Source organism: Streptomyces sp. NPDC047081 (assembly GCF_040643775.1).
Lineage (GTDB): Bacteria > Actinomycetota > Actinomycetes > Streptomycetales > Streptomycetaceae > Streptomyces.
Map to the genome: position 1 here is coordinate 318,417 of NZ_JBEYUY010000009.1, position 19,283 is coordinate 337,699.

Annotated in this window: 21 protein-coding genes and 1 pseudogene; 10 read left to right on the forward strand and 12 right to left on the reverse strand. The window is 69.8% G+C overall.

Annotation, left to right across the window (positions count from 1 at the left end; genetic code table 11):
- Nucleotides 1–69: 69 nt before the first annotated feature.
- The 4 genes from ABZ848_RS20025 to ABZ848_RS20040 all read right to left on the reverse strand — a co-directional run bounded on the left by ABZ848_RS20025 (nucleotide 70) and on the right by ABZ848_RS20040 (nucleotide 4,249).
- Complete coding sequence (locus ABZ848_RS20025) at nucleotides 70–1,758, reverse strand: FAD-dependent monooxygenase (protein WP_360833467.1); 1,689 nt, start codon at nucleotides 1,756–1,758, stop codon at nucleotides 70–72.
- Nucleotides 1,731–3,380, reverse strand: a complete 1,650-nt coding sequence (locus tag ABZ848_RS20030; protein WP_360833469.1) for an NAD(P)/FAD-dependent oxidoreductase — start codon at nucleotides 3,378–3,380, stop codon at nucleotides 1,731–1,733. The genes ABZ848_RS20025 and ABZ848_RS20030 overlap by 28 nt, the downstream gene beginning before the upstream one ends.
- A gap of 113 nt (nucleotides 3,381–3,493) precedes the next feature.
- Nucleotides 3,494–4,078, reverse strand: coding sequence for a DinB family protein (locus tag ABZ848_RS20035; protein ID WP_360833471.1), 585 nt, complete (start codon nucleotides 4,076–4,078; stop codon nucleotides 3,494–3,496).
- A gap of 33 nt (nucleotides 4,079–4,111) precedes the next feature.
- The gene (locus ABZ848_RS20040; protein ID WP_360833473.1) at nucleotides 4,112–4,249 is read right to left on the reverse strand and encodes a hypothetical protein; all 138 of its coding nucleotides are present in this window, start codon (nucleotides 4,247–4,249) and stop codon (nucleotides 4,112–4,114) included.
- Between the two features lie 138 nt (nucleotides 4,250–4,387).
- On the opposite strand from ABZ848_RS20040, the gene ABZ848_RS20045 reads away from it, so the two are divergent.
- The 6 genes from ABZ848_RS20045 to ABZ848_RS20070 all read left to right on the forward strand — a co-directional run bounded on the left by ABZ848_RS20045 (nucleotide 4,388) and on the right by ABZ848_RS20070 (nucleotide 8,877).
- The gene (locus ABZ848_RS20045; protein ID WP_360833475.1) at nucleotides 4,388–4,603 is read left to right on the forward strand and encodes a hypothetical protein; all 216 of its coding nucleotides are present in this window, start codon (nucleotides 4,388–4,390) and stop codon (nucleotides 4,601–4,603) included.
- A 22-nt stretch (nucleotides 4,604–4,625) separates the two neighbouring features.
- On the forward strand, nucleotides 4,626–5,249 hold the full coding sequence (locus ABZ848_RS20050; RefSeq protein ID WP_360833477.1) for a DUF1266 domain-containing protein: 624 nt from the start codon (nucleotides 4,626–4,628) through the stop codon (nucleotides 5,247–5,249).
- A gap of 26 nt (nucleotides 5,250–5,275) precedes the next feature.
- Nucleotides 5,276–6,022 (forward strand): DNA repair protein RecO, encoded by a 747-nt coding sequence (gene recO / locus ABZ848_RS20055; protein WP_360833479.1) that lies wholly within the window; start codon nucleotides 5,276–5,278, stop codon nucleotides 6,020–6,022.
- Between the two features lie 26 nt (nucleotides 6,023–6,048).
- Nucleotides 6,049–6,903, forward strand: a complete 855-nt coding sequence (locus ABZ848_RS20060; RefSeq protein ID WP_360833481.1) for an isoprenyl transferase — start codon at nucleotides 6,049–6,051, stop codon at nucleotides 6,901–6,903.
- A 75-nt stretch (nucleotides 6,904–6,978) separates the two neighbouring features.
- Nucleotides 6,979–8,319: a histidine-type phosphatase gene (locus ABZ848_RS20065; protein ID WP_360833483.1), complete on the forward strand. Its 1,341-nt coding sequence runs from the start codon at nucleotides 6,979–6,981 to the stop codon at nucleotides 8,317–8,319.
- Nucleotides 8,320–8,343: 24 nt separating this feature from the next.
- Nucleotides 8,344–8,877, forward strand: coding sequence for a YcxB family protein (locus ABZ848_RS20070; RefSeq protein WP_360833485.1), 534 nt, complete (start codon nucleotides 8,344–8,346; stop codon nucleotides 8,875–8,877).
- 6 nt (nucleotides 8,878–8,883) lie between these two features.
- Here the strand turns inward: ABZ848_RS20070 and ABZ848_RS20075 are convergent, their stop codons facing one another.
- From ABZ848_RS20075 to ABZ848_RS20090, 4 genes are read right to left on the reverse strand one after another with little or no spacing between them, the layout of a single operon-like run.
- Entirely contained in the window at nucleotides 8,884–9,300 is a 417-nt protein-coding gene (locus ABZ848_RS20075; RefSeq protein WP_360833487.1) for a transcriptional repressor, read from the reverse strand.
- Between the two features lie 58 nt (nucleotides 9,301–9,358).
- A complete protein-coding gene (locus tag ABZ848_RS20080; protein ID WP_360833489.1) occupies nucleotides 9,359–10,261 on the reverse strand; it encodes a metal ABC transporter permease in 903 nt (300 codons plus the stop codon).
- Between the two features lie 10 nt (nucleotides 10,262–10,271).
- A complete protein-coding gene (locus ABZ848_RS20085; RefSeq protein WP_360833491.1) occupies nucleotides 10,272–11,048 on the reverse strand; it encodes a metal ABC transporter ATP-binding protein in 777 nt (258 codons plus the stop codon).
- A complete protein-coding gene (locus tag ABZ848_RS20090) occupies nucleotides 11,045–12,004 on the reverse strand; it encodes a metal ABC transporter substrate-binding protein (RefSeq protein WP_360833493.1) in 960 nt (319 codons plus the stop codon). The genes ABZ848_RS20085 and ABZ848_RS20090 overlap by 4 nt, the downstream gene beginning before the upstream one ends.
- Nucleotides 12,005–12,146: 142 nt before the next feature.
- Between ABZ848_RS20090 and ABZ848_RS20095 the strand changes: the two genes are divergently transcribed.
- Complete coding sequence (locus ABZ848_RS20095; protein ID WP_360833495.1) at nucleotides 12,147–13,529, forward strand: glycine--tRNA ligase; 1,383 nt, start codon at nucleotides 12,147–12,149, stop codon at nucleotides 13,527–13,529.
- A gap of 50 nt (nucleotides 13,530–13,579) precedes the next feature.
- Here ABZ848_RS20095 and ABZ848_RS20100 read toward each other — a convergent pair whose 3' ends face one another.
- Both ABZ848_RS20100 and ABZ848_RS20105 read right to left on the reverse strand, forming a co-directional pair.
- Nucleotides 13,580–14,686: an endonuclease/exonuclease/phosphatase family protein gene (locus ABZ848_RS20100; RefSeq protein ID WP_360833497.1), complete on the reverse strand. Its 1,107-nt coding sequence runs from the start codon at nucleotides 14,684–14,686 to the stop codon at nucleotides 13,580–13,582.
- Nucleotides 14,687–14,814: 128 nt separating this feature from the next.
- Complete coding sequence (locus ABZ848_RS20105; protein ID WP_360833499.1) at nucleotides 14,815–15,861, reverse strand: chitinase; 1,047 nt, start codon at nucleotides 15,859–15,861, stop codon at nucleotides 14,815–14,817.
- Nucleotides 15,862–16,009: 148 nt separating this feature from the next.
- Between ABZ848_RS20105 and ABZ848_RS20110 the strand changes: the two genes are divergently transcribed.
- The 3 genes and pseudogenes from ABZ848_RS20110 to ABZ848_RS20120 form a co-directional block, all read left to right on the forward strand.
- Nucleotides 16,010–17,020 carry an aldo/keto reductase gene (locus ABZ848_RS20110; protein ID WP_360833501.1) on the forward strand — a complete coding sequence of 337 codons (1,011 nt, stop codon included), beginning with the start codon at nucleotides 16,010–16,012 and terminating at the stop codon, nucleotides 17,018–17,020.
- 25 nt (nucleotides 17,021–17,045) lie between these two features.
- The gene (locus ABZ848_RS20115) at nucleotides 17,046–17,636 is read left to right on the forward strand and encodes a TetR family transcriptional regulator (protein ID WP_360833503.1); all 591 of its coding nucleotides are present in this window, start codon (nucleotides 17,046–17,048) and stop codon (nucleotides 17,634–17,636) included.
- A 2-nt stretch (nucleotides 17,637–17,638) separates the two neighbouring features.
- Nucleotides 17,639–17,794, forward strand: a pseudogene (locus tag ABZ848_RS20120) (VOC family protein); the annotation flags it as partial.
- Nucleotides 17,795–17,800: 6 nt separating this feature from the next.
- Here ABZ848_RS20120 and ABZ848_RS20125 read toward each other — a convergent pair.
- Both ABZ848_RS20125 and ABZ848_RS20130 read right to left on the reverse strand, forming a co-directional pair.
- Nucleotides 17,801–18,946 (reverse strand): serine hydrolase domain-containing protein, encoded by a 1,146-nt coding sequence (locus ABZ848_RS20125; RefSeq protein WP_360833505.1) that lies wholly within the window; start codon nucleotides 18,944–18,946, stop codon nucleotides 17,801–17,803.
- A 68-nt stretch (nucleotides 18,947–19,014) separates the two neighbouring features.
- Nucleotides 19,015–19,221 carry a hypothetical protein gene (locus tag ABZ848_RS20130; RefSeq protein WP_360833507.1) on the reverse strand — a complete coding sequence of 69 codons (207 nt, stop codon included), beginning with the start codon at nucleotides 19,219–19,221 and terminating at the stop codon, nucleotides 19,015–19,017.
- Between the last annotated feature and the right edge of the window lie 62 nt (nucleotides 19,222–19,283).

The following is a 19,283-nucleotide window of genomic DNA, read 5'->3' on the forward strand; positions in this document are numbered from 1 at the left end:
ACAGCCTTGTACGCAGGGGGGTTTACCCCCGCGCCCGCCCTGGTCCCGGCCCCCCTTTCATCCCCTCCCTCAGAGCAGCCGCTTGCCCCTCAGCCGCGCCTTCACCGCCTCCCGTCCGTTGCCGAGGACCAGCCTGCGCACCACCGGGTCCGCCTCCGTCGCCGCCCAACGGGCCATCTTCAGCAGCGTCTTGGGGCGCGGGTTCAGGAAGCGCACCTCCCGCTCGGCGAAGCCGAAGTGTTTGGGGACGAAGTCGGCGGACTGGAGCCGGTCGTAGAGGAAGTCCGCCGCGTCCTCGGCGCTCACCGCACCGGCCTCGACCGCCTCGCACTGCCGGACCATCGCGTGGTACAGCTCGGCGAAGCCCTCGTGGTCGGGCCAGTACAGGCCCGGGTAGGGCACCTCCTCCAGATCCGTGAAGTGGCTGTCGCGGCCGTCCTTGCGGAATTCGGTGAGGGCGGTCTGCATGCGGTAGACGCCCGCGTTGGCGCCCCACGCCCAGATCCGGAAGACGGCGCTCCAGAGGTCGTAGTCGCACCAGGAGATGAAGGCGGAGTTGACCAGGGTGTCGTTGTAGTCGAAGAGCCCCTGCTGGAGGCGGTCCACGGGGGCCATGCGCTCGCCGGAGAAGTCGTCGTCCTTGACCGCGCGCAACAGGCGCCAGGCGAGCAGGTTCAGGGCCTCCGTGGTGTTGGACAGACCGCGGGAGAACAGCGGGTCGATGAAGCCGGCCGCGTGCGAGAGCAGCAGCCAGCGGTCGCCCGCGGTCTGCTTGGAGGAGTACTGGAGTCGGCCCGTGGACGTCCACTCGCGGACCGGCTTCATGCCCTCGAACTGCCGGACGATGTCCGGGTAAGGGGCGGCGAGTTGGGCGAAGTCCTCCTCGGGGGAGAGATTCTCCGGCTTGGGGTAGCGGCGCGGGTCGACCGTCATGCCGATGCTGCACAGCGGGTTCTTCGACCACTTGTTGTTGTCGAAGCCGATCACCCACGCCCAGCCGCGCTCGAACATGTGGTGGACCGTGCCCTCGTACCAGGGCACGGGCGGGCGCTGCTCGGCCGGGACGTGGTCGAAGATGCGGTCGGTGGGAGTGAGGTCGACGACGTGGTTCCACACCGACCGGGAGTGGTGCTTGAACCGGCACGGGTCCTCGCGCAGCCCGAACTTGTCCGCCACCGGCGACCGGAAGCCGCTCGCGTCGACCAGATAGCGGGCCCGGTACTCGCCGCCCCGCCCCGCGAGCGTCACGCCCGAGCCGTCGAAGTCGATGTCGGTGACGAAGAAGTTCTGCCGGATGCTGCAGCCGTAGCGCACCGCCACCTGGAAGAGGTAGGAGTCGGTGTCCTGCCGGAACAAGTGCGCGGCCTCGTGCAGGAGTTGGGGCGGGGTGTTGAACTCGTTGACCTCGCGCGGGTCCTGCGGCGCGCCCGGGCGGTGCAGCAGGAACCCGAAGTGCCGCTTGACGCCGAACCGGGGTCCGATGGCGCGCGTGGTGTCCGTGAACGAGGCGAGATGGGCGATCTCCGGTACGTCGTACCGCTCGGCGAGGGTGCGCATCGACACCAGCGTGAACGGGATGGTGGACTCGCCGATCGCGAACCGCGGATGCGAACCGGCGTCCAGCAGAAGGGTCTTGACACCCTGTCGGGCGAGGATCGCGCCCAGGATGGAACCGGCGACCCCCGATCCGAGGATCGCGACGTCGTACGTCTCCTTCTCCTTGGCGGGCTCTAACGTGCTGCTTGCCTGTGGCTCCATGAGGTGCTCTCTCCTTGTCGTCGTCGGCGGCTCCTGAGCCGCTCCCTGACCAGCCCGGCCATGGCTCCCTTCAGCAGCGCTGCGGTCTCCTCGGGCGCCTCGGTACGCACCCAGCGGGCGGCCCGCACCATGCGTGCCGGGGTGTTGTGGAAGAAGCGGTCGGCGGGGTCGGCGAGGCCCAGTGCGGGCGGCACGTAGTCGGCGGCACCCAGCGCGGCGAAGATCCGCTCCGCCGCGTCCTGCGGGGTACGGCCGCCGGCCTCGACCTCCTGGCACAGGTCGCGGGCGAGCGGCGCCAGCGATGCGAAGTGCTCGCCACCGGGGCGGGCGGCCGCGAAGACGCCCTCGTCGCCGCTCTTCGCGTACGCGGCACAGGCGTTCTCCACCGCGAGCGCGCCCAGCACCGTGCTCAGCGTCCACACCCGGACGACGGCGTTGAACAGGTCGTAGTCCCGGAAGGCCACGAAGGAGGCGTACGTCAGGTCGTCGTGTGCGGTCAGCAGCCCGCGCTGGAGTGCCTCGACAGGGCGGAACCGCGCGGCCGACCAGTCGCCGTCCCGCGCCGCGTCGATCAGCGGGCGGGCGAGGGCGCCGACGACTTCGAGGCTGTGCGCGAGCCCGCGCGAGTAGAGCGGGTCGACGAAACCGCCGGCGTCTGCGAGGAGGCAGTAGCCCTCGCCGACGGTCGACCGGGAGGAGTACTGCAACCGCGGGGCGGAGGTCCACGGCAGCACGGGCACGGCGTGCTCGAACTGCGCGCCGATGTCCGGGTATCGCGCGAGCACGCCCGCGAACTCCTCCTCCGGCGGCCGGAGTTCACTCCCCGTCTCCCGCAGTACCACCCCCACGCTGCACACCGAACTCGCCCTCGCCTGGCGCTGGTTGCCGAAGGGGATCACCCACATCCAGCCGCCGTCGAAGACGTGGTGGAGGGTGCCCTCGTGCCAGGGACTGGGCTGGCCGGTCTGGCGTCCTGCGGGTGTGCGGTCGTACGGCAGGATGCCGGTCATGTGGGTGAAGAAGGCGCGCGAGCGGTGCCGTAACGCCGGTGGCTCCTCCCGCAGCCCCAACTCCCGTGCCAGCGGGGACCGGTGACCGGCCGCGTCGACGACGTAGCGCACGTGGAAGTCCGCGCCGTCGGCGGTACTGAGGTGAGCGCCGGCGCCGGGCTCGATCCGCACGTCCGTGACCTCGGCGCCGGTGCGCACGTCGGTGCCGTGGTGCCGGGCGACGTCGAGGAGGTACGCGTCGGTGTCGGCGCGGAAGAGGTGCGGCGGGTCGGGCACGACCTTGGGGTTGACGACCTGGTACACCTCGCCGGGGTGCTGCCGCAGGCCCTCCCGGTGCAGTACGAACCCCATGTTCCGCATGACCCCACAGCCCTGCGAGACGTCCCGCTCGACCGACCTGAGCGTGCCGAGCGCCTCCACCTCGGGCACGTCGTAGCGCCGGGCGACCGCGCGCAGCAAGGAGGAGGCGTACGGGACGAGGGTCTCGCCGACGCGGAAGCCGGGGGAGGGGCGGGATTCGAGCAGCAGCGTCCGTACGCCGTTCCGGGCGAGCGCGGCCGCGAGGACGGACCCCGCGAAGCCGCCTCCGATCACGCCGACGTCGTATGTCATCGCAGGCCTCACCGTCGCTGGACATGCCCATGAATGCACCCGGCGTTGAATTCTACAAGGCATGACTTCTGGTGGCCAGAGGCCACCGGCGTGTGGCCGCGAGCGGGCGGCCGCTAAGCCTGGAGCGGTGCGGCCGACCTGGCGGCCTGCTCGATCCTCGCGCGGTGGGCCGCGCGGGCTTCCTCGTCGATCGGTCTCTCGTGTTCGGGGCGCAGCCCGGTCCGGCCGTCGAGGCCCTCGCGCAGGATGTCGGCGTGCCCGGTGTGCCGGACGGTCTCGCTGAGGACATGGGTCAGGATGGCGAACAGGTTCGTGTTGGGATACGGCTCCGACCACCACGGGACGTGACCGGGAGCGTCGAGGGGGAGCTCGTCGATCGTCGCGTCCGAGTGTTCCCACGTGCGCCGGTAGAACCCGACGATCTGGTCGAGGGTCTCGTCCTCGGCCGCCCACAGGTCGCTGCCGTCGGAGTCCTGCCAGCGGCACAGCGGTTCCGGGGAAGGGCGGTCGAAGACCTCGCCGAAGTATCTGGCCTCGACGGTGGCCACGTGTTTGACCAGGCCGAGGAGGTTGGTTCCGGTCGTCGTCAGGGGTCGGCGGGCGTCGTACTCGGACAGGCCGTCGAGTTTCCAGAGCAGGGCCTCGCGGTCCCGCCGCAGCCGCCCGTGCAGGTTGGTCTTCGCGAATTCGTCGATCATGGGGCATGAGCCTGTCATGGACGGCTCGTGGTCTCAATCCCCATATTGCTTGCCGGTGACGATCGTCAGTGAAAAGCGCTCGAAAATGCGGCCGTGCCGCGGGCGTCCGGAAATCCGCCAGTGCGATATACGGGCGAGATTTTCGAATGGGCCGCGCAAAGTGTTGGCCATGGGCAACGCCCCTGACCTGCACCGGACTTACAGTGCACAGACTCCTGCCGAGTGTAGGCGGAAGGGCCCGCGATGGAGATGCGAAGAGTGAAACCCAAAAAGAAAGGGGAACACCGTGGGGGTCGTTAAGGAGAAGAAATGAAACCCCCTGTCGGCACTCACGTAGTGGACACCCGTACCGGAAAGGTCGGCATCGTCATGGGACATGAAGGACCGTACGTCCAACTCAGACCGTACGGCGGAGGCAGGGAGTGGGACGCCGAGCCGGGCGTGGTGCGGGGTGCCACCCAGGCCGAGCGGCTCAGCGCGGCGACGGCGTACGCCAACGCACGCAGCCGGGGCGAGGTCCCTTGACGTGTGGATAGGGTGCGGCCGCATGGGTCTGTGGAACATACGGAACCGGCTGAAGCCGAAGGCCGCCAAGCGGTACCCCGTCCCCCTCACCACGCACCAGCTGTGGATGGTGTCGCTGAGCGCGCCGGTGAGCCGGGACCGCACGGCCTCGCGGACCACCCTGTACCCGTTCACCCGCGTCGACGACGAGACCGCCCGCGGTTGGCTCGCCGAGCAGTGGGAGATCACCTCGCGGAAAGAGCTGGTCGACCGGCTCGACGACCTCTCCCGCACCGGCTACCGCGCGCGGGCCCAGCGGCTGTTCGGCGTCGCGCCGCTCGCCTGGGACGCCGCCCTGTACGTCGACATCGCGCGGCGCGGCTTCGGCTGCGGGCTGATCACCGAGGCCGACGCCTGGACCGCGCTGAGGAACATCGTGCCGTCGGTGGTGCGCACGTACGCCTCCTGGCAGGAGTACGCCGACCACTACCTGCTCGGCCGGCAGGTGTGGCGCGACGGCCTCCGGGGCGCCGGGGACCCGGACCTCCCCGCCCCGCAGACGGTCGCCGACGCCCACCTGCGCGCCCTGCTGGACCCGGCGAACGCCTCCAGCCCCTGGAATCTGGCCCCCTGGGACACCATCAGTAACCCCGACCGAACCCGCTGACCCCCGCGGTACGCGAGAATGGGTCCATGAGTCTGTTCCGCGACGACGGCATCGTGCTGCGCACCCAGAAGCTGGGCGAGGCGGACCGGATCATCACGCTGCTCACCCGCGGTCATGGGCGGGTGCGGGCCGTGGCTCGTGGGGTTCGGCGTACGAAGTCCAAGTTCGGGGCCCGGCTCGAACCCTTCTCCCATGTCGACGTGCAGTTCTTCGCGCGGGGGAGTGAGTTGGTCGGGCGGGGGCTGCCGCTCTGTACGCAGAGCGAGACCATCGCGCCGTACGGCGGGGGGATCGTCAGCGACTACGCGCGATACACCGCCGGGACGGCGATGCTGGAGACCGCCGAGCGGTTCACCGACCACGAGGGCGAGCCGGCCGTGCAGCAGTACCTGCTGCTGGTCGGGGCGCTCAGGACGCTCGCCCGCGGCGAGCACGCCCCGCACCTCGTCCTCGACGCCTTCCTGCTGCGCTCCCTCGCCGTCAACGGCTACGCCCCCACCTTCAGCGACTGCGCGAAGTGCGGAATGCCCGGCCCGAACCGCTTCTTCTCGGTCGCGTCCGGTGGCTCGGTCTGCGTCGACTGCCGGGTCGCCGGCAGTGTCGTACCGTCGCCGCAGACCCTGGAACTCCTCGGCGCGCTGCTTACGGGAGACTGGGAGACCGCGGACGCGTGCGAGCCGCGGTATGTCCGGGAGGGGAGCGGGCTGGTGTCCGCGTATCTGCACTGGCATCTGGAACGCGGGCTGCGTTCGCTTCGTTACGTAGAGAAGTAAGAGCTGCAAGAGGAGACGAGAGGCACATGGTCGTACGCGGGATCCTGGGGCGTCAGCGCCGCGAGTACAAAGCGCCGGAGCCGCACCCGTCCGGCGCCCGCGCGCCGAAGCTCCCGGGCGAGCTCGTCCCGAACCACGTGGCGATCGTCATGGACGGCAACGGCCGGTGGGCGAAGCAGCGCGGCCTGCCGCGCACGGAGGGCCACAAGGTCGGCGCCGAGCGCGTGGTCGACGTCCTGCAGGGCGCGATCGAGATGGGCGTGGGCAACATCTCGCTGTACGCCTTCTCCACCGAGAACTGGAAGCGCTCGCCCGACGAGGTCCGCTTCCTGATGAACTTCAACCGCGACTTCATCCGCAAGAGCCGCGACACGCTCGACGAACTCGGCGTCCGGGTCCGCTGGGTGGGCCGGATGCCCAAGCTGTGGAAGTCGGTCGCCAAGGAGCTCCAGGTCGCCCAGGAGCAGACGAAGGGCAACGACCAGCTCACGCTGTACTTCTGCATGAACTACGGCGGCCGGGCCGAGATCGCGGACGCCGCGCAGGCCCTCGCCGAGGACGTGAAGGCCGGCCGGCTCGACCCCTCGAAGGTCAACGAGAAGACCCTCGCGAAGTACCTGTACTACCCGGACATGCCGGACGTGGACCTGTTCCTGCGGCCCAGCGGCGAGCAGCGCACCTCCAACTACCTGCTCTGGCAGAGCGCTTACGCCGAGATGGTCTTCCAGGACGTCCTGTGGCCGGATTTCGACCGCCGTGACCTGTGGCGGGCCTGCGTCGAGTTCGCCTCCCGCGACCGCCGCTTCGGGGGCGCGGTGCCGAACGAGGAGCTGCTGGCCATGGAGGCCGCGATGAGGGGCCGGCCCGAGGGTGAGCGGTAAGAACTCACAGGTGGGGGCCTGGGGCGGTCATCTCACGGCCACCGGGGGTTCACGGAGATCGTTGACGATCCGGCCATGAAGCGCGTCACCCCCGCCATCCCCGTAGTCGCCCTGTGCACCCTGCTGGCCGCGGCCCTGCCCTCCCAGGCCGCGGACCGGCTCGCCCACCGCGACACCTACGGCACGAAAGCCACCTACGAGGCCGAGCAGAGCGCCCGCACCTACCAGAGGGTGCCGGCCGGCTTCACCCCCGTCTTCACGGAGAACGTCTCCCGCCACGGCTCGCGCTCCGCGACCGACAGCGAGGACGGCGACCTGATCCTCGCCCTGTGGAACAAGGCGCAGGCCGCGGACCAACTCACCCGCAAGGGCGCCGAGTTCGGCCCCAAGGTGCAAGCGCTGCTCGACGCGATGGCCACGATCGGGTACGGCAACCTCAGCGCCCGCGGCAAGCAGGAGATCCAGGACACGGCCGACCGCATGGCCGACCGCCTGCCCTCCCTGTTCAAGTCGATCGCCGCGAACGGCGAGAAGATCGACGTCGTCAGCTCCGGCCAGGGCCGCGCGGTGGACAGCGCGAACCTGTACGCGGGCGCGCTCGCCACCGCCGACCCCGACCTCAAGCCGCTGATCGGCGCGACCCGCACCGACAAGGACCTGCTGTACTTCCACAAGGCGGCGGGCGGCGCGGCCTACCGCGACTACATCGCGGGCGATCAGCGGCTCGCCTCGACCCTGGAGTCGATCACCGACCAGCCGAAGACGCACAAGGCCGCGTACAGCGTGCTGCGCCGGCTGTTCACCGCCGACTTCGTCGACACGCTGAGCAGCGACGACCAGGTGGCCGCCGCGACCGCGGTCTACAACCTGTACGCCATCGCCCCGGCGATGAGCGAGGAGAGCCCGGACGGCAAGGGCTGGGGGATGGAACGCTACATCTCCACCTCCAACGCGGCCTGGTTCGGGTACCTCTCCGACGCCGAGGACTTCTACGAGAAGGGTCCCGGCTTCTCGGACAGCGACATCACCTACAAGATGGCGGACGTCCTGCTCGACGACTTCTTCAAGCAGGTCGAGGCGAAGAAGGCCGGCACGAGCACCCTCGGCGCGGAACTCCGTTTCACCCATGCCGAGGAGATCATCCCGCTGGCGGCGCTGATGGGGCTGCCGGGCAGCACGGAGGCGGCGACGCCGGGAGTGCCGTACACCTACGCGAACAACCCGTGGCGCGGCGCGGATGTGGCTCCGCTGGGCTCCAACATCCAGTGGGACGTGTTCAGGAAGGGCGACCAGTACCTGGTCCGCATGCTCTACAACGAGAAGGAGACGTCCTTCAAGGCGGGCTGCACGCCGATCTCGAAGGGCAGCAAGTTCTACGACCTGGACGAACTGGAGCGCTGCTTCGGCAGGTCGTAGCCGACGGTTGTACGATCCCGCCTCATGGTCATGAACATGGGGCGGGACGCCGGGCAGGGCGTGGTCGAGTTGACGTACGAGCCGGTGGTGGAGGACTACGCGGGGGCGCTGCGCGCCCGCAAGCGGTTCAACCGGGCGGGGAAGATCCAGGGCACGGCCCTGATCCTGCTGGGCATTGCCTGGGTGCTGAACCTGGCGGTCTCGGTGCCCGAGGGTGATCCCGACTGGTTCCTGCTGATCTGGATGCCGGTGGTCGCGGTACTGCTGCTGCTCACACCGCAGCTGCAGGCCCGCCAGCTTATGAAGGTCGCCGCCCGCAACGGCTCGTACCGGGTGACGGTGACCGACACCGGGCTGACCATGGCCAACGACCACAGCACCACGTCGGTCAACTGGACCGGGCAGCCCCGCTACCGGGAGACCAAGGACGCCTTCGTCCTCTACAGCGACGACAAGAACGCCACCTGCTTCACCGTGCTGCCCAAGCGCGGCCTCGCAACCCCCGCCGACGCCGACCGCCTGCGCGAGATCCTCGACCGCAACCTCACCCGCGTCTGAGCGGCGTCAGCTCGCCGCGGCCGCGCAGTCCGCGCACGTACCGAAGATCTCCACCGTGTGCGCCACGTTGACGTACCCGTGCTCCGCCGCGATCGCCTCCGCCCACTTCTCCACGGCCGGGCCCTCCACCTCCACCGCCTTGCCGCAGACGCGGCAGACCAGGTGGTGGTGGTGATCGCCGGTCGAGCAGCGACGGTAGACCGACTCGCCGTCGGAGGTGCGCAGGACGTCGACCTCGCCCGCGTCGGCGAGGTTCTGGAGGGTGCGGTAGACCGTGGTCAGGCCGACCGAGTCGCCCTTGTGCTTGAGCATGTCGTGCAGTTCCTGCGCGCTACGGAACTCGTCGACCTCGTCGAGCGCCGCCGCCACGGCGGCACGCTGCCGGGTGGCACGGCCCTTCACGGGCGGTCCAGCGGTCGTCACCGTTGTCTCCTCACGTCTGCGCCTGCCCGGACATTGTGCCAGTCCGGGCTGTGGACGGTCAGACGCCGACCTTCCCGTCGGCCTCCCTACTGGCCGGAATCGCGCACTCCACGGGGTCCCCGGCGGGCCGCGCGGCGGCTGCCGCCCGGGCCCGGCGACGGGCCAGCGGGGTCGCGAGGACGGTCAGCGCCATGAACGCGGCGATCGTCAGCAGCACGATCGTCGCCCCGGGCGGCACATCCTGGTAGTACGAGGTCACCGTGCCGCCGATGGTCACGCTCACCCCGATGGCGACGGCGATCGCGAAGGTCGCCGCGAAGCTCCGGCTGAGCTGCTGCGCCGCGGCGACCGGCACCACCATCAGCGCGGACACCAGCAGCAGGCCCACCACGCGCATCGCGACCGTCACCGTCACCGCCGCCGTGACCGCGGTGAGGAGGTTCAGCGCGCGCACCGGCAGACCCGTGACCCGCGCGAACTCCTCGTCCTGGCTGACGGCGAAGAGCTGGCGGCGCAGGCCGAGGGTGACCAGCACCACGAAGCCCGCCAGCAGGCAGATCGCCGTCACGTCCGACTGCGAGACCGTCGAGAGCGAGCCGAAGAGGTACGACGTCAGGTTCGCGTTGGAGCCGCCCGGCGCGAGGTTGATGAACATCACGCCGCCGGCCATGCCGCCGTAGAACAGCATCGCGAGGGCGATGTCGCCGCGGGTGCGGCCGTACCAGCGGATCAGCTCCATCAGCACCGCGCCGAGGACGGAGACCAGGGTGGCCATCCACACCGGGGAGGTGTTGAGGAGGAAGCCGAGGCCGACGCCGGTCATCGCCACATGGCCGATGCCGTCGCCCATCAGGGCCTGGCGGCGCTGGACCAGGTAGATGCCGATCGCCGGGGCCGTGATGCCGACGAGGACGGCGGCGAGCAGGGCGCGCTGCATGAAGGCGTAGTCGAGGAAATCCATCACAGGTCCTTCAGCTCAGCAGTCCCGTGCGCACGGGCGCCGGCTCGTGCGGGTGGACGTGGTCGTGGCCCGGCAGGGCGTGCTGGCCGACCGCGCGCGGCGGTGGTCCGTCGTGCAGGACGCAGCCGTCGCGGAGTACGACCGCGCGGTCGATCAGGGGCTCCAGCGGGCCGAGTTCGTGCAGGACGAGCAGGACCGTCGTACCGGCCGCGACCTGCTCCCGCAGGGTCTGCGCGAGCACTTCCTGGCTGGCCAGGTCGACGCCCGCCATCGGCTCGTCCATGATCAGGAGCTCGGGTTCGGCGGCGAGCGCGCGGGCTATCAGCACCCGCTGGTGCTGGCCGCCGGAGAGGGCGTTCACCGAGTCCTTGGCGCGGTCCGCCATGCCGACCAGCTCCAGGGCCCGGCGCACGGCCGCGTGGTCCGCCTTGCGCAGTACGCCGAAGCGGGCGCGGGAGAGGCGGCCCGAGGAGACGATCTCGGTGACCGTGGCGGGGACACCGCCCGCGGCCGTCGTGCGCTGGGGGACGTAACCCACCCGCGCCCAGTCCCGGAACCGCCTGCGTTCCGTGCCGAACAGCTCGATCTCGCCCGCGCTCACCGGGACCTGCCCGATGATCGTGCGGATCGCCGTCGACTTGCCGGAGCCGTTGGCGCCGAGCAGCGCGACGACCTCACCGCGGGACACGGTGAGGTCGATTCCGCGCAGGACGGGGCGCGAGCCCAGCTCGGCGGTCACGCCGCGCAGCGATATGACGGGCTCGGTCATGCCGTCCTCCACAGTCATTTCTCTCCCAGGGCCGTCTGCAGCGCCTTGAGGTTGGCCTCCTGGACCGAGAAGTAGTCCTTGCCGCGGGACCTGTCCGTGATGCCCTCGATCGGGTCGAGGACGTCGGTCTTCAGGCCGGCGTCGGAGGCGATGGTCTTCGCGGTCTTGTCGCTGACGAGCGTCTCGTAGAACACGGTGGTGACGCCGTCGGCCTTCGCCATCTTCTCAAGTTCCTTCACCCGGGCCGCACTCGGCTCGGACTCGGGGTCGAGGCCATTGATGGCCTCCTCGGTGAGGCCGTAGCGCTCGGCGAGGTAGCCGAAGGCTGCGTGCGTGGTGATGAAGACCTTGGTCTTGGTGTTCGCCAGCCCGTCCTTGAATTGGGTGTTGAGCGCGTCCAGCTTCTTCACCAGGGCCGCGGTGTTCTTCTTGTAGTCGGCCGCGTGCTTGGGGTCGGCCTTCTCGAAGGCCTTGCCGACGCCCTCGGCGACCTGGGCGTAGCGCACCGGGTCGAGCCAGATGTGGGGGTCGAGGCCGGACAGCTCCTCGTTCTCGGAGTGGTCGCTCTCGCTCGCGTGGCCGCCGACCTCGTTGCCGTGCTTCTCCAGATCGGTGAGGGAGGCGGCGTCGATCTTGGTCTTGACCTCGGACTGGGCCACCGCGTCGTCGACGGAGGGCTGGAGGTTCTTCAGGTAGAGCACCGCGTCGGACTCCTGGAGCTGCGCGGTCTGCTTGGCGCTGATCTCCAGGTCGTGCGGCTCCTGGCCGGGCTGGGTGAGGCTGGTGACGTGCACATGGGCGCCGCCGATCTGATCGGCGAGGTAGGCCATCGGATAGAACGACGCGACGACGTCGAACTTGCCGGTGCCGGCCGCGGCCGCGGTGTCGGAGGAGCAGGCGGAGAGCGAGCCGAGGCCGAGGGCGGTGACGGCCGCCACGGCCACCCCGGATATGTGCTGTCGTCGTACGTTCATGACAGTCATTTTCATCAAACATGGAAACCGTTGTCAATAAACCCTCTGCAAAGCGTCCTCACCCAACCGATTTGATTGAGGGGGATCCCCCGCCGGTACCCTGAAGCATTCGCTCGTCCACCGTCGTAATGAAGAGAGCACCGTGGCCGCCGACAAGATCGACACCATCGTCAGCCTGAGCAAGCGCCGTGGCTTCGTATTCCCCTGCAGTGAGATCTACGGCGGTCAGCGCGCCGCCTGGGACTACGGGCCGCTGGGTGTCGAGCTCAAGGAGAACCTGAAGCGCCAGTGGTGGCGCTACATGGTGACGTCGCGCGAGGACGTGGTGGGTATCGACTCGTCCGTGATCCTGGCCCCCGAGGTCTGGGTCGCCTCCGGTCACGTCGCCACCTTCACGGACCCGCTGACCGAGTGCACCTCCTGCCACAAGCGGTTCCGCGCGGACCACCTGGAGGAGGCCTACGAGGCCAAGCACAACCGCCTGCCGGAGAACGGCCTGGCGGACGTCAACTGCCCCAACTGCGGCAACAAGGGCCAGTTCACCGAGCCCAAGCAGTTCTCGGGTCTCCTCTCCACCCACCTCGGCCCGACGCAGGACTCCGGCTCGATCGCCTACCTGCGCCCCGAGACCGCGCAGGGCATCTTCACCAACTTCGCCCAGGTGCAGACCACTTCGCGCCGCAAGCCGCCGTTCGGCATCGCGCAGATGGGCAAGTCCTTCCGCAACGAGATCACGCCCGGCAACTTCATCTTCCGCACCCGCGAGTTCGAGCAGATGGAGATGGAGTTCTTCGTCAAGCCGGGCGAGGACGAGAAGTGGCAGGAGTACTGGATGGAGCAGCGCTGGAACTGGTACACCGGCCTGGGCCTGCGTGAAGAGAACATGCGGTGGTACGAGCACCCGAAGGAGAAGCTCTCCCACTACTCCAAGCGCACCGCCGACATCGAGTACCGCTTCCAGTTCGGCGGCAACGAGTGGGGCGAGCTGGAGGGTGTCGCCAACCGCACCGACTACGACCTGAACGCGCACTCCAAGGCCTCCGGCCAGGACCTCTCCTACTTCGACCAGGAGGCCCAGGAGCGCTGGACGCCGTACGTCATCGAGCCGGCGGCCGGTGTCGGGCGCGCGATGCTCGCGTTCCTCCTCGACGCCTACATCGAGGACGAGGCGCCGAACGCCAAGGGCAAGATGGAGAAGCGCACGGTGCTGCGCCTCGACCACCGCCTGGCCCCGGTGAAGGTGGCCGTCCTCCCGCTGTCCCGCAACCCCGAGCTGTCGCCCAAGGCCAAGGGCCTCGCCCAGACGCTGCGCCAGCACTGGAACATCGAGTTCGACGACGCGGGCGCGATCGGCCGCCGCTACCGCCGCCAGGACGAGATCGGCACGCCGTTCTGCGTGACCGTCGACTTCGACACCCTGGACGACAACGCGGTGACGGTCCGCGAGCGCGACTCGATGAAGCAGGAGCGCGTGTCGCTGGACCAGATCGAGAGCTACCTGGCCAGCCGCCTGATCGGCGCCTAGCGGTCGTTCGGTGCCCCGCGCCCCTGTTCAGGGGTGCGGGGCACCGGCGTTCACAGGTCCACGTCCGCGTAGAGCGCCGCGTGGTCGGAGGCCTCCGTGGCCTTCGACGTCACGGTGTCGAAGGACTTGAACGTCCGGGGCGCCCAGACCCCGCGCCGCTCCACGTCCACGTGCCGCACCAGGCCGAGGAGCTCCGGCGAGCAGAGCAGGTAGTCGATCTTCTGGTTCAGCGAGTGCCCGGTCCCGTAGGTGCCCGGGTCTCCCGTGTACACGGGGGGACTCATCACGTCCCGGGCGCCGGTGGCCAGCAGCTGCTTGACCGGTTCGCTGTCCGGGGAGTCGTTGAGGTCCCCGGCCACCACCACGTACGGAGAACGGTCCAGGGCCTCGCCGTAGATCTCCGCGACCCGCCGGGCCTGGGCCAGGCGCAGCGACGCGCCGCCGCTGCGCTTGCTCTTGAGGTGGTTGCCGAGCACCCACAGGCTCGTTCCGTCCAGGGCGATCTCGTACTCGGGGCAGTCCCGGCTGAACAGCGGGTGCCCCTTCGAGCGCAGCTCGGAAAGGTGCGACCGGATGGACCTGATCGGGTGGCGGCTGAGGATCCCGACGTCGATGCCCCGGGGGTCGTTCCCGTCGATCAGCATGGTGTACGGGTACGGCTGCTTGCCCAGCGCACCGCCCAGTACCTGTTCGTTGAAGCGGGCCAGGGCGAGCCGGTCCTCGACCTCGACGGTCAGCAGGATGTCGGCGTTGACCTCGGCGACCACCCGGCCGGTGTTCTTCACGACGGTCCAGTCCAGCTCGGTCCGGGTCAGTTCGGCCCAACCCGACCATTTCCCCCGGCCCTTGGCGGTGACCTCGATCGTGGGGGAGTTCTTGTCCCCGGTCTTCTTGAACAGCTGAGCCGAGCCGCCACGGGTCTGGTTGACGTAGATCAGCGGTGGGTTCTTCGGATCGGAGTCGTAGGCCCGGTACTTCACGACGAGCTCGGCGATCCGCACCTTGTCCGCCTCCTGGTAGACCGGCTGCTCGAGCAGAGACACCAACTCGGCGTAGTCGTTGAGGACTTCCTGGCGGTCGTTGTCGTCCTCGAGCTCGAAGGCCTTGGGGCGGCGGAACAGGTTCTCCGTGTTGAAGGTGGCGATACGGATGGTCATGGCGCGCCTCCTCGGGCGGCGCAGGAGCACCGCGCGGCCGACGGCAGGCGCCGCCGAGGAGACTGCTCGCCGACACTCCCCATTCTCCGAGCGTCGGTGAGCGGTGTCCAACGGAGGAACCCCGGCCGTCAACGTCCCTGCAGGGACTTCACGTTGTCGCCGAAGGTCCAGTTCTTCGAGCCGTCCCAGTTGATCGACCAGGTCATCAGTCCCTTGAGCGAGGTGCCGTAGTGCTTCCAGGCCTGGGAGACCAGGGACGGGGACATGTAGCCGCCACCCGCGCCCGACTGGGCGGGCAGGCCCGGGACCTGCTTGTCGTACGGGACCTTGATCGTCGTACCCTGCACGACCAGTCCCTTGTTGAGGCAGTCGGTCTGGGCGGTGAAGCCGGCGACGGTGCCCGCCGAGTAGGAGTCGCCGGAGCAGCCGTACATGCTGCCGTTGTAGTACTGCATGTTCAGCCACCACAGCCGGCCGTTGTCGGCGTACTTCTTGATGATCGGCAGGTACGCGCCCCAGATCGAGCCGTAGGTGATGCTGCCGCCGGTGACGTACGCCGTCTCCGGGGCCATCGTCAGGCCGAAGTTCGACGGCATCCGCGCCAGGATGCCGTCGACGATGCGGATCAAGTTGGCCTGGGACGTGGAGAGTTGGGTGATGCTGCCGCTGCCGACCAGGCCCGTCTCGATGTCTATGTCGATGCCGTCGAAGTTGTACTTCTTCAGGATCGGCACGATCGTCGCGACGAACTTGTCCGCCACGGCGGTGGAGTTGAGGTCGATGCCGGCCGTCGCGCCGCCGATCGACAGCAGGATCGTCTGGCCGGCCGCCTTCGCCGCGCACATCTCCGCGGGCGTGGCCACCTTCACCCCGCTGTCCATGCCGTCCTCCCACAGGGCCGTCCCGTCGGAGCGGATGACCGGGAACGCCGCGTTGACCACGTTGTAACCGTGCGCGGCGATACGGGAGTCGGTGATCGGGGTCCAGCCGAAGGGCGGGTGGACGCCGTTGGCGGAGCCGTCCCAGTTCTCCCAGTAGCCCTGGAGGACCTTGCCGGAGGGACGGGACTTGACCGCGCAGGTGTCGGCGGCCGAGGCGGGTGCGGCGGCGGGGAGCTGGGTCAGACAGGCGGTCGCGAGCGCGGCTGCGAGCAGGCTCAGGGCGCGACGGATCATGCGAGGCCTCCCGGTGGGGGTGCGGTGAGGTGTCGTAGCCATGACAGTGCTCTGGTCCAGACCTCTCGTCAATAGGTCTGGACCATGCTGGACAAGTATGGGCTGACAGATATTGAAATCTGTCAGCTGTCATGTCAGGGTGGATCCCATGACGATCCAGACACGCACGCTCGGAACCACCGGCCCCCAGGTCTCCGCCCTCGGCCTCGGCTGCATGGGCATGTCCGGGATGTACGGCGAGGCGGACCGCGCCGAGTCCGTCGCCACCATCCACGCGGCCCTGGAGGCCGGCGTGACCCTGCTCGACACCGGCGACTTCTACGGCATGGGCCACAACGAACTGCTCGTCGCCGAGGCCCTGCGCACCGCCCCGGCCGCCCTCCGGGAGAACGCGCTGACCAGCGTGAAGTTCGGCGCCCACCGCGGCCCGGACGGCTCCTGGCTCGGCTACGACGCCCGCCCGGCCGCCGTGAAGACCTGGGCCGCGTACTCCCTCCAGCGCCTCGGCGTCGACCACATCGACGTCTACCGCCCCGCCCGGCTCGACCCGAACGTGCCGATCGAGGAGACCGTCGGCGCGATCTCGGAACTCGTCGAGCAGGGATACGTCCGCCACATCGGCCTCAGCGAGGTCGGCGCCGAGACCATCCGCCGGGCCGCCGCCACCGCCCCGATCGCCGACCTCCAGATCGAGTACGCGCTCATCTCCCGCGGCCCCGAGCGGGAGATCCTGCCCACCCTGCGCGAGCTGGGCATCTCCGTCACCGCGTACGGCGTGCTCTCCCGCGGGCTGATCTCCGGGCATCTCACGGCCGGCCAGGGGTTCGCCGCGAACGACTTCCGCGCCCACACGCCCCGCTTCCAGGGCGACAACCTCCGGCACAACCTCACGCTGGTCGAGTCCCTGCGCAAGGTCGCCGAGCAGAAGGGCGTCTCCGTCGCGCAGATCGCCATCGCCTGGGTGCTCTCCCGGGGCGAGGACATCGTGCCGCTCGTCGGCGCCAGGACCCGTGAGCGGCTCGGGGAGGCGCTCGGCGCGCTGGACGTGACCCTGGACGCGGCCGACCTCGCCGCGATCGAGGCGGCCGTGCCGGCGGACGCGGCGGCCGGGGAGCGGTACGCGCCCGCCCAGATGGCGATGCTCGACAGCGAACGCTGATCCCGGTGCCGGGTACCGTCTAGGCATGGCCCCGACCAGCGAAACCCTGACCGCCGAGCGCATCCTCGCCGCCACCGAGGAGGTGCTGCGCCGCTACGGCCCGGCCAAGGCCACCGTGGTCGACGTGGCCCGATCGCTCGGCGTCAGCCACGGCAGCGTCTACCGGCACTTCCGGACCAAGGCGGAGCTGCGGGCGGCGGTGACCAAGCAGTGGCTGGACCGTACGACGGAGCTGCTCGCGGCCATCGCCGCCGACACCGGCCGGGACCCGGAGGCGCGGGTGCGCGAGTGGCTCGCGGCGCTGTTCGCCGCCAAGCGCCAGAAGGCGGGGATCGACCCGGAGCTGTTCGCCACCTACTCGGTCCTGGCCGTCGACGCGGTGGAGGTGGTCGGCATCCATATCGCCGAGCTCACCGGCCAGTTGACGGACATCGTGCGGGACGGTGCCGAGTCGGGCGCCTTCGCCGTCGACGACCCGGCGACCGCCGCCAACGCCCTCTTCCGGGCCACCGCCTGCTTCCACGACCCGCACTACGCCAGGGAGTGGGAACTACCGGGCGCGGAGGCCGAGTTCGAGGCCGTGGTCGATCTGCTGGTACGCGGCCTGCGGGCCTAGGGCCTGGTGCGAAGACCGTCAAGAACCGGATCCACCTCTGCCTGCGCCCGACGACCTCGCGCGAGCCCGATGGCGGGGGCTGGGCCGTCCTCGCGGATCCCGAGGGCAACGAGTTCTGCGTCCTGCGCGGTGACTCCGATCGCGCCGCGATGTCGTCCTGGGCCTCAGCCCGCGACACACCTCCAGAAGTCCCGCATCACATCCGTCGGCGTCGGGCTCTCCATCTCCACCTGGGTGAGCAGGACCGCGACCGTCCCCGTGGGCGGGATGACGTGCGCCGCGGTGCCGGTGCCGCCGACCCAGCCGTAGCGGCCCGGGACGTTCCACGGGTCGGACGGGGTGACGTCGACCTGGCCGCCGTACCCCCAGCCCTGGCCCTCCAGGAAGAGGGGGACGCGGTCGCGCTGCTGGGCCGTGAGGTGGTTCGTGGTCATGCGGCTGACCGAGGTGGGGGTCAGGAGGCGGCGGCCGGACGGGGTCTCCCCGGAGTTCAGCAGGAGCCGGGCGAAGGCCAGCCAGTCGTCGGCCGTGGAGACCAGGCCGCCACCGCCCGAGTGGAAGCGGGGGGTGCGGGTCCACTCGCCGTCCGGCCGGTCGACGAGCCGGAGCGTGCCGTCCGGGGCCGGGGCGAACGCCGAGGTGAAGCGGTCGCGTTTGGCGGGCGGCACCTCGAACGCCGTGTCCGTCATGCCCAGCGGCTCGAAGAGCCGTTCCGCGAGGAACTCGGGGAGCGTACGGCCGGACGCCCGGGCGATCAGGATGCCCTGGAGGTCGGACGAGGTGCCGTACAGCCAGGCCTCGCCCGGCTGGTACAGCATCGGGACCCCGGCGAGCAGACCCAGCCAGGTGCCGTGGTCCGGCCAGTCCTGGAGGTGGCGGCCGTCCTTCTGGACCTCGAAGAGCGACCGCACCGCCGGGAGCGTGAAGTCCGCCGGGAAGCCCCAGCCGGTGCGGGAGCTCAGCAGGTCCTCGACCGTGATCGGGCGGGCCGCCGGGACCACGTCGTCCACGGGGGCGTCCGGGGTACGGACCACGCTCGGCCCGGCCAGCTCCGGGAGCCACTTCGAGACCGGCGAGTCCAGGGCGAGCACCCCGTCCTCCACCAGCATCAGCAAGGCGGCCGCCGTGATCGGCTTCGTGATGGACGCGATACGGAAGATCGAGTCCCGTGCCATCGGGGCGGTGCCGTCGGCGTCCACCGAGCCGACGGTCACCTCCTCGACGTCCGTGCCGCGGGCCACCAGGGCCACGGCACCCGGCAGCTTCCCGTCGTCCACATACCGTCGCAGGGTGTCGTACAGCGCACTCATCGCTCGGCCTTCCGGTCTCGGCGGTCGTCCTGCGTACGACTCCCGTCGCGGCGGAAAGTCATCGCCCGCTATTCGTCCGCCGGGTTCACGGTCGCCTGGTGGGCCTCGGCGAGGTGCTCCTCCGCCTTCAGCCAGGGCAGGAACTGCGCCCCCTTGCGCCAGCCGCACGTGTCACATCTGATCGTGCGCTGCGGACCTTTGCGCAGCACCTGGACGACGTGCTCGCGGCCGTGCTGGTCCCAGCGGCTCACCTTGCTCGTGTTGATCTGCAGCATGAAGCCTCGCCTCCGGCTTGGAGTGTGCAGCAAGACCAATATCAACAGGAGTATCTTCACGA

Coding starts and splice junctions, on each gene's coding strand:
- ABZ848_RS20130 (WP_360833507.1), bottom strand. CDS start 19,221: ATGCTGCAGATCAACACGAGCAAGGTGAGCCGCTGGGACCAGCACGGC.
- ABZ848_RS20125 (WP_360833505.1), bottom strand. CDS start 18,946: ATGAGTGCGCTGTACGACACCCTGCGACGGTATGTGGACGACGGGAAG.
- ABZ848_RS20060 (WP_360833481.1), top strand. CDS start 6,049: ATGGTCGTACGCGGGATCCTGGGGCGTCAGCGCCGCGAGTACAAAGCG.
- ABZ848_RS20030 (WP_360833469.1), bottom strand. CDS start 3,380: ATGACATACGACGTCGGCGTGATCGGAGGCGGCTTCGCGGGGTCCGTC.
- ABZ848_RS20105 (WP_360833499.1), bottom strand. CDS start 15,861: ATGATCCGTCGCGCCCTGAGCCTGCTCGCAGCCGCGCTCGCGACCGCC.
- ABZ848_RS20090 (WP_360833493.1), bottom strand. CDS start 12,004: ATGAACGTACGACGACAGCACATATCCGGGGTGGCCGTGGCGGCCGTC.
- ABZ848_RS20080 (WP_360833489.1), bottom strand. CDS start 10,261: ATGGATTTCCTCGACTACGCCTTCATGCAGCGCGCCCTGCTCGCCGCC.
- ABZ848_RS20045 (WP_360833475.1), top strand. CDS start 4,388: ATGAAACCCCCTGTCGGCACTCACGTAGTGGACACCCGTACCGGAAAG.
- recO (WP_360833479.1), top strand. CDS start 5,276: ATGAGTCTGTTCCGCGACGACGGCATCGTGCTGCGCACCCAGAAGCTG.
- ABZ848_RS20100 (WP_360833497.1), bottom strand. CDS start 14,686: ATGACCATCCGTATCGCCACCTTCAACACGGAGAACCTGTTCCGCCGC.
- ABZ848_RS20040 (WP_360833473.1), bottom strand. CDS start 4,249: ATGGCCAACACTTTGCGCGGCCCATTCGAAAATCTCGCCCGTATATCG.
- ABZ848_RS20070 (WP_360833485.1), top strand. CDS start 8,344: ATGGTCATGAACATGGGGCGGGACGCCGGGCAGGGCGTGGTCGAGTTG.
- ABZ848_RS20110 (WP_360833501.1), top strand. CDS start 16,010: ATGACGATCCAGACACGCACGCTCGGAACCACCGGCCCCCAGGTCTCC.
- ABZ848_RS20115 (WP_360833503.1), top strand. CDS start 17,046: ATGGCCCCGACCAGCGAAACCCTGACCGCCGAGCGCATCCTCGCCGCC.
- ABZ848_RS20085 (WP_360833491.1), bottom strand. CDS start 11,048: ATGACTGTGGAGGACGGCATGACCGAGCCCGTCATATCGCTGCGCGGC.
- ABZ848_RS20025 (WP_360833467.1), bottom strand. CDS start 1,758: ATGGAGCCACAGGCAAGCAGCACGTTAGAGCCCGCCAAGGAGAAGGAG.
- ABZ848_RS20065 (WP_360833483.1), top strand. CDS start 6,979: ATGAAGCGCGTCACCCCCGCCATCCCCGTAGTCGCCCTGTGCACCCTG.
- ABZ848_RS20035 (WP_360833471.1), bottom strand. CDS start 4,078: ATGATCGACGAATTCGCGAAGACCAACCTGCACGGGCGGCTGCGGCGG.
- ABZ848_RS20050 (WP_360833477.1), top strand. CDS start 4,626: ATGGGTCTGTGGAACATACGGAACCGGCTGAAGCCGAAGGCCGCCAAG.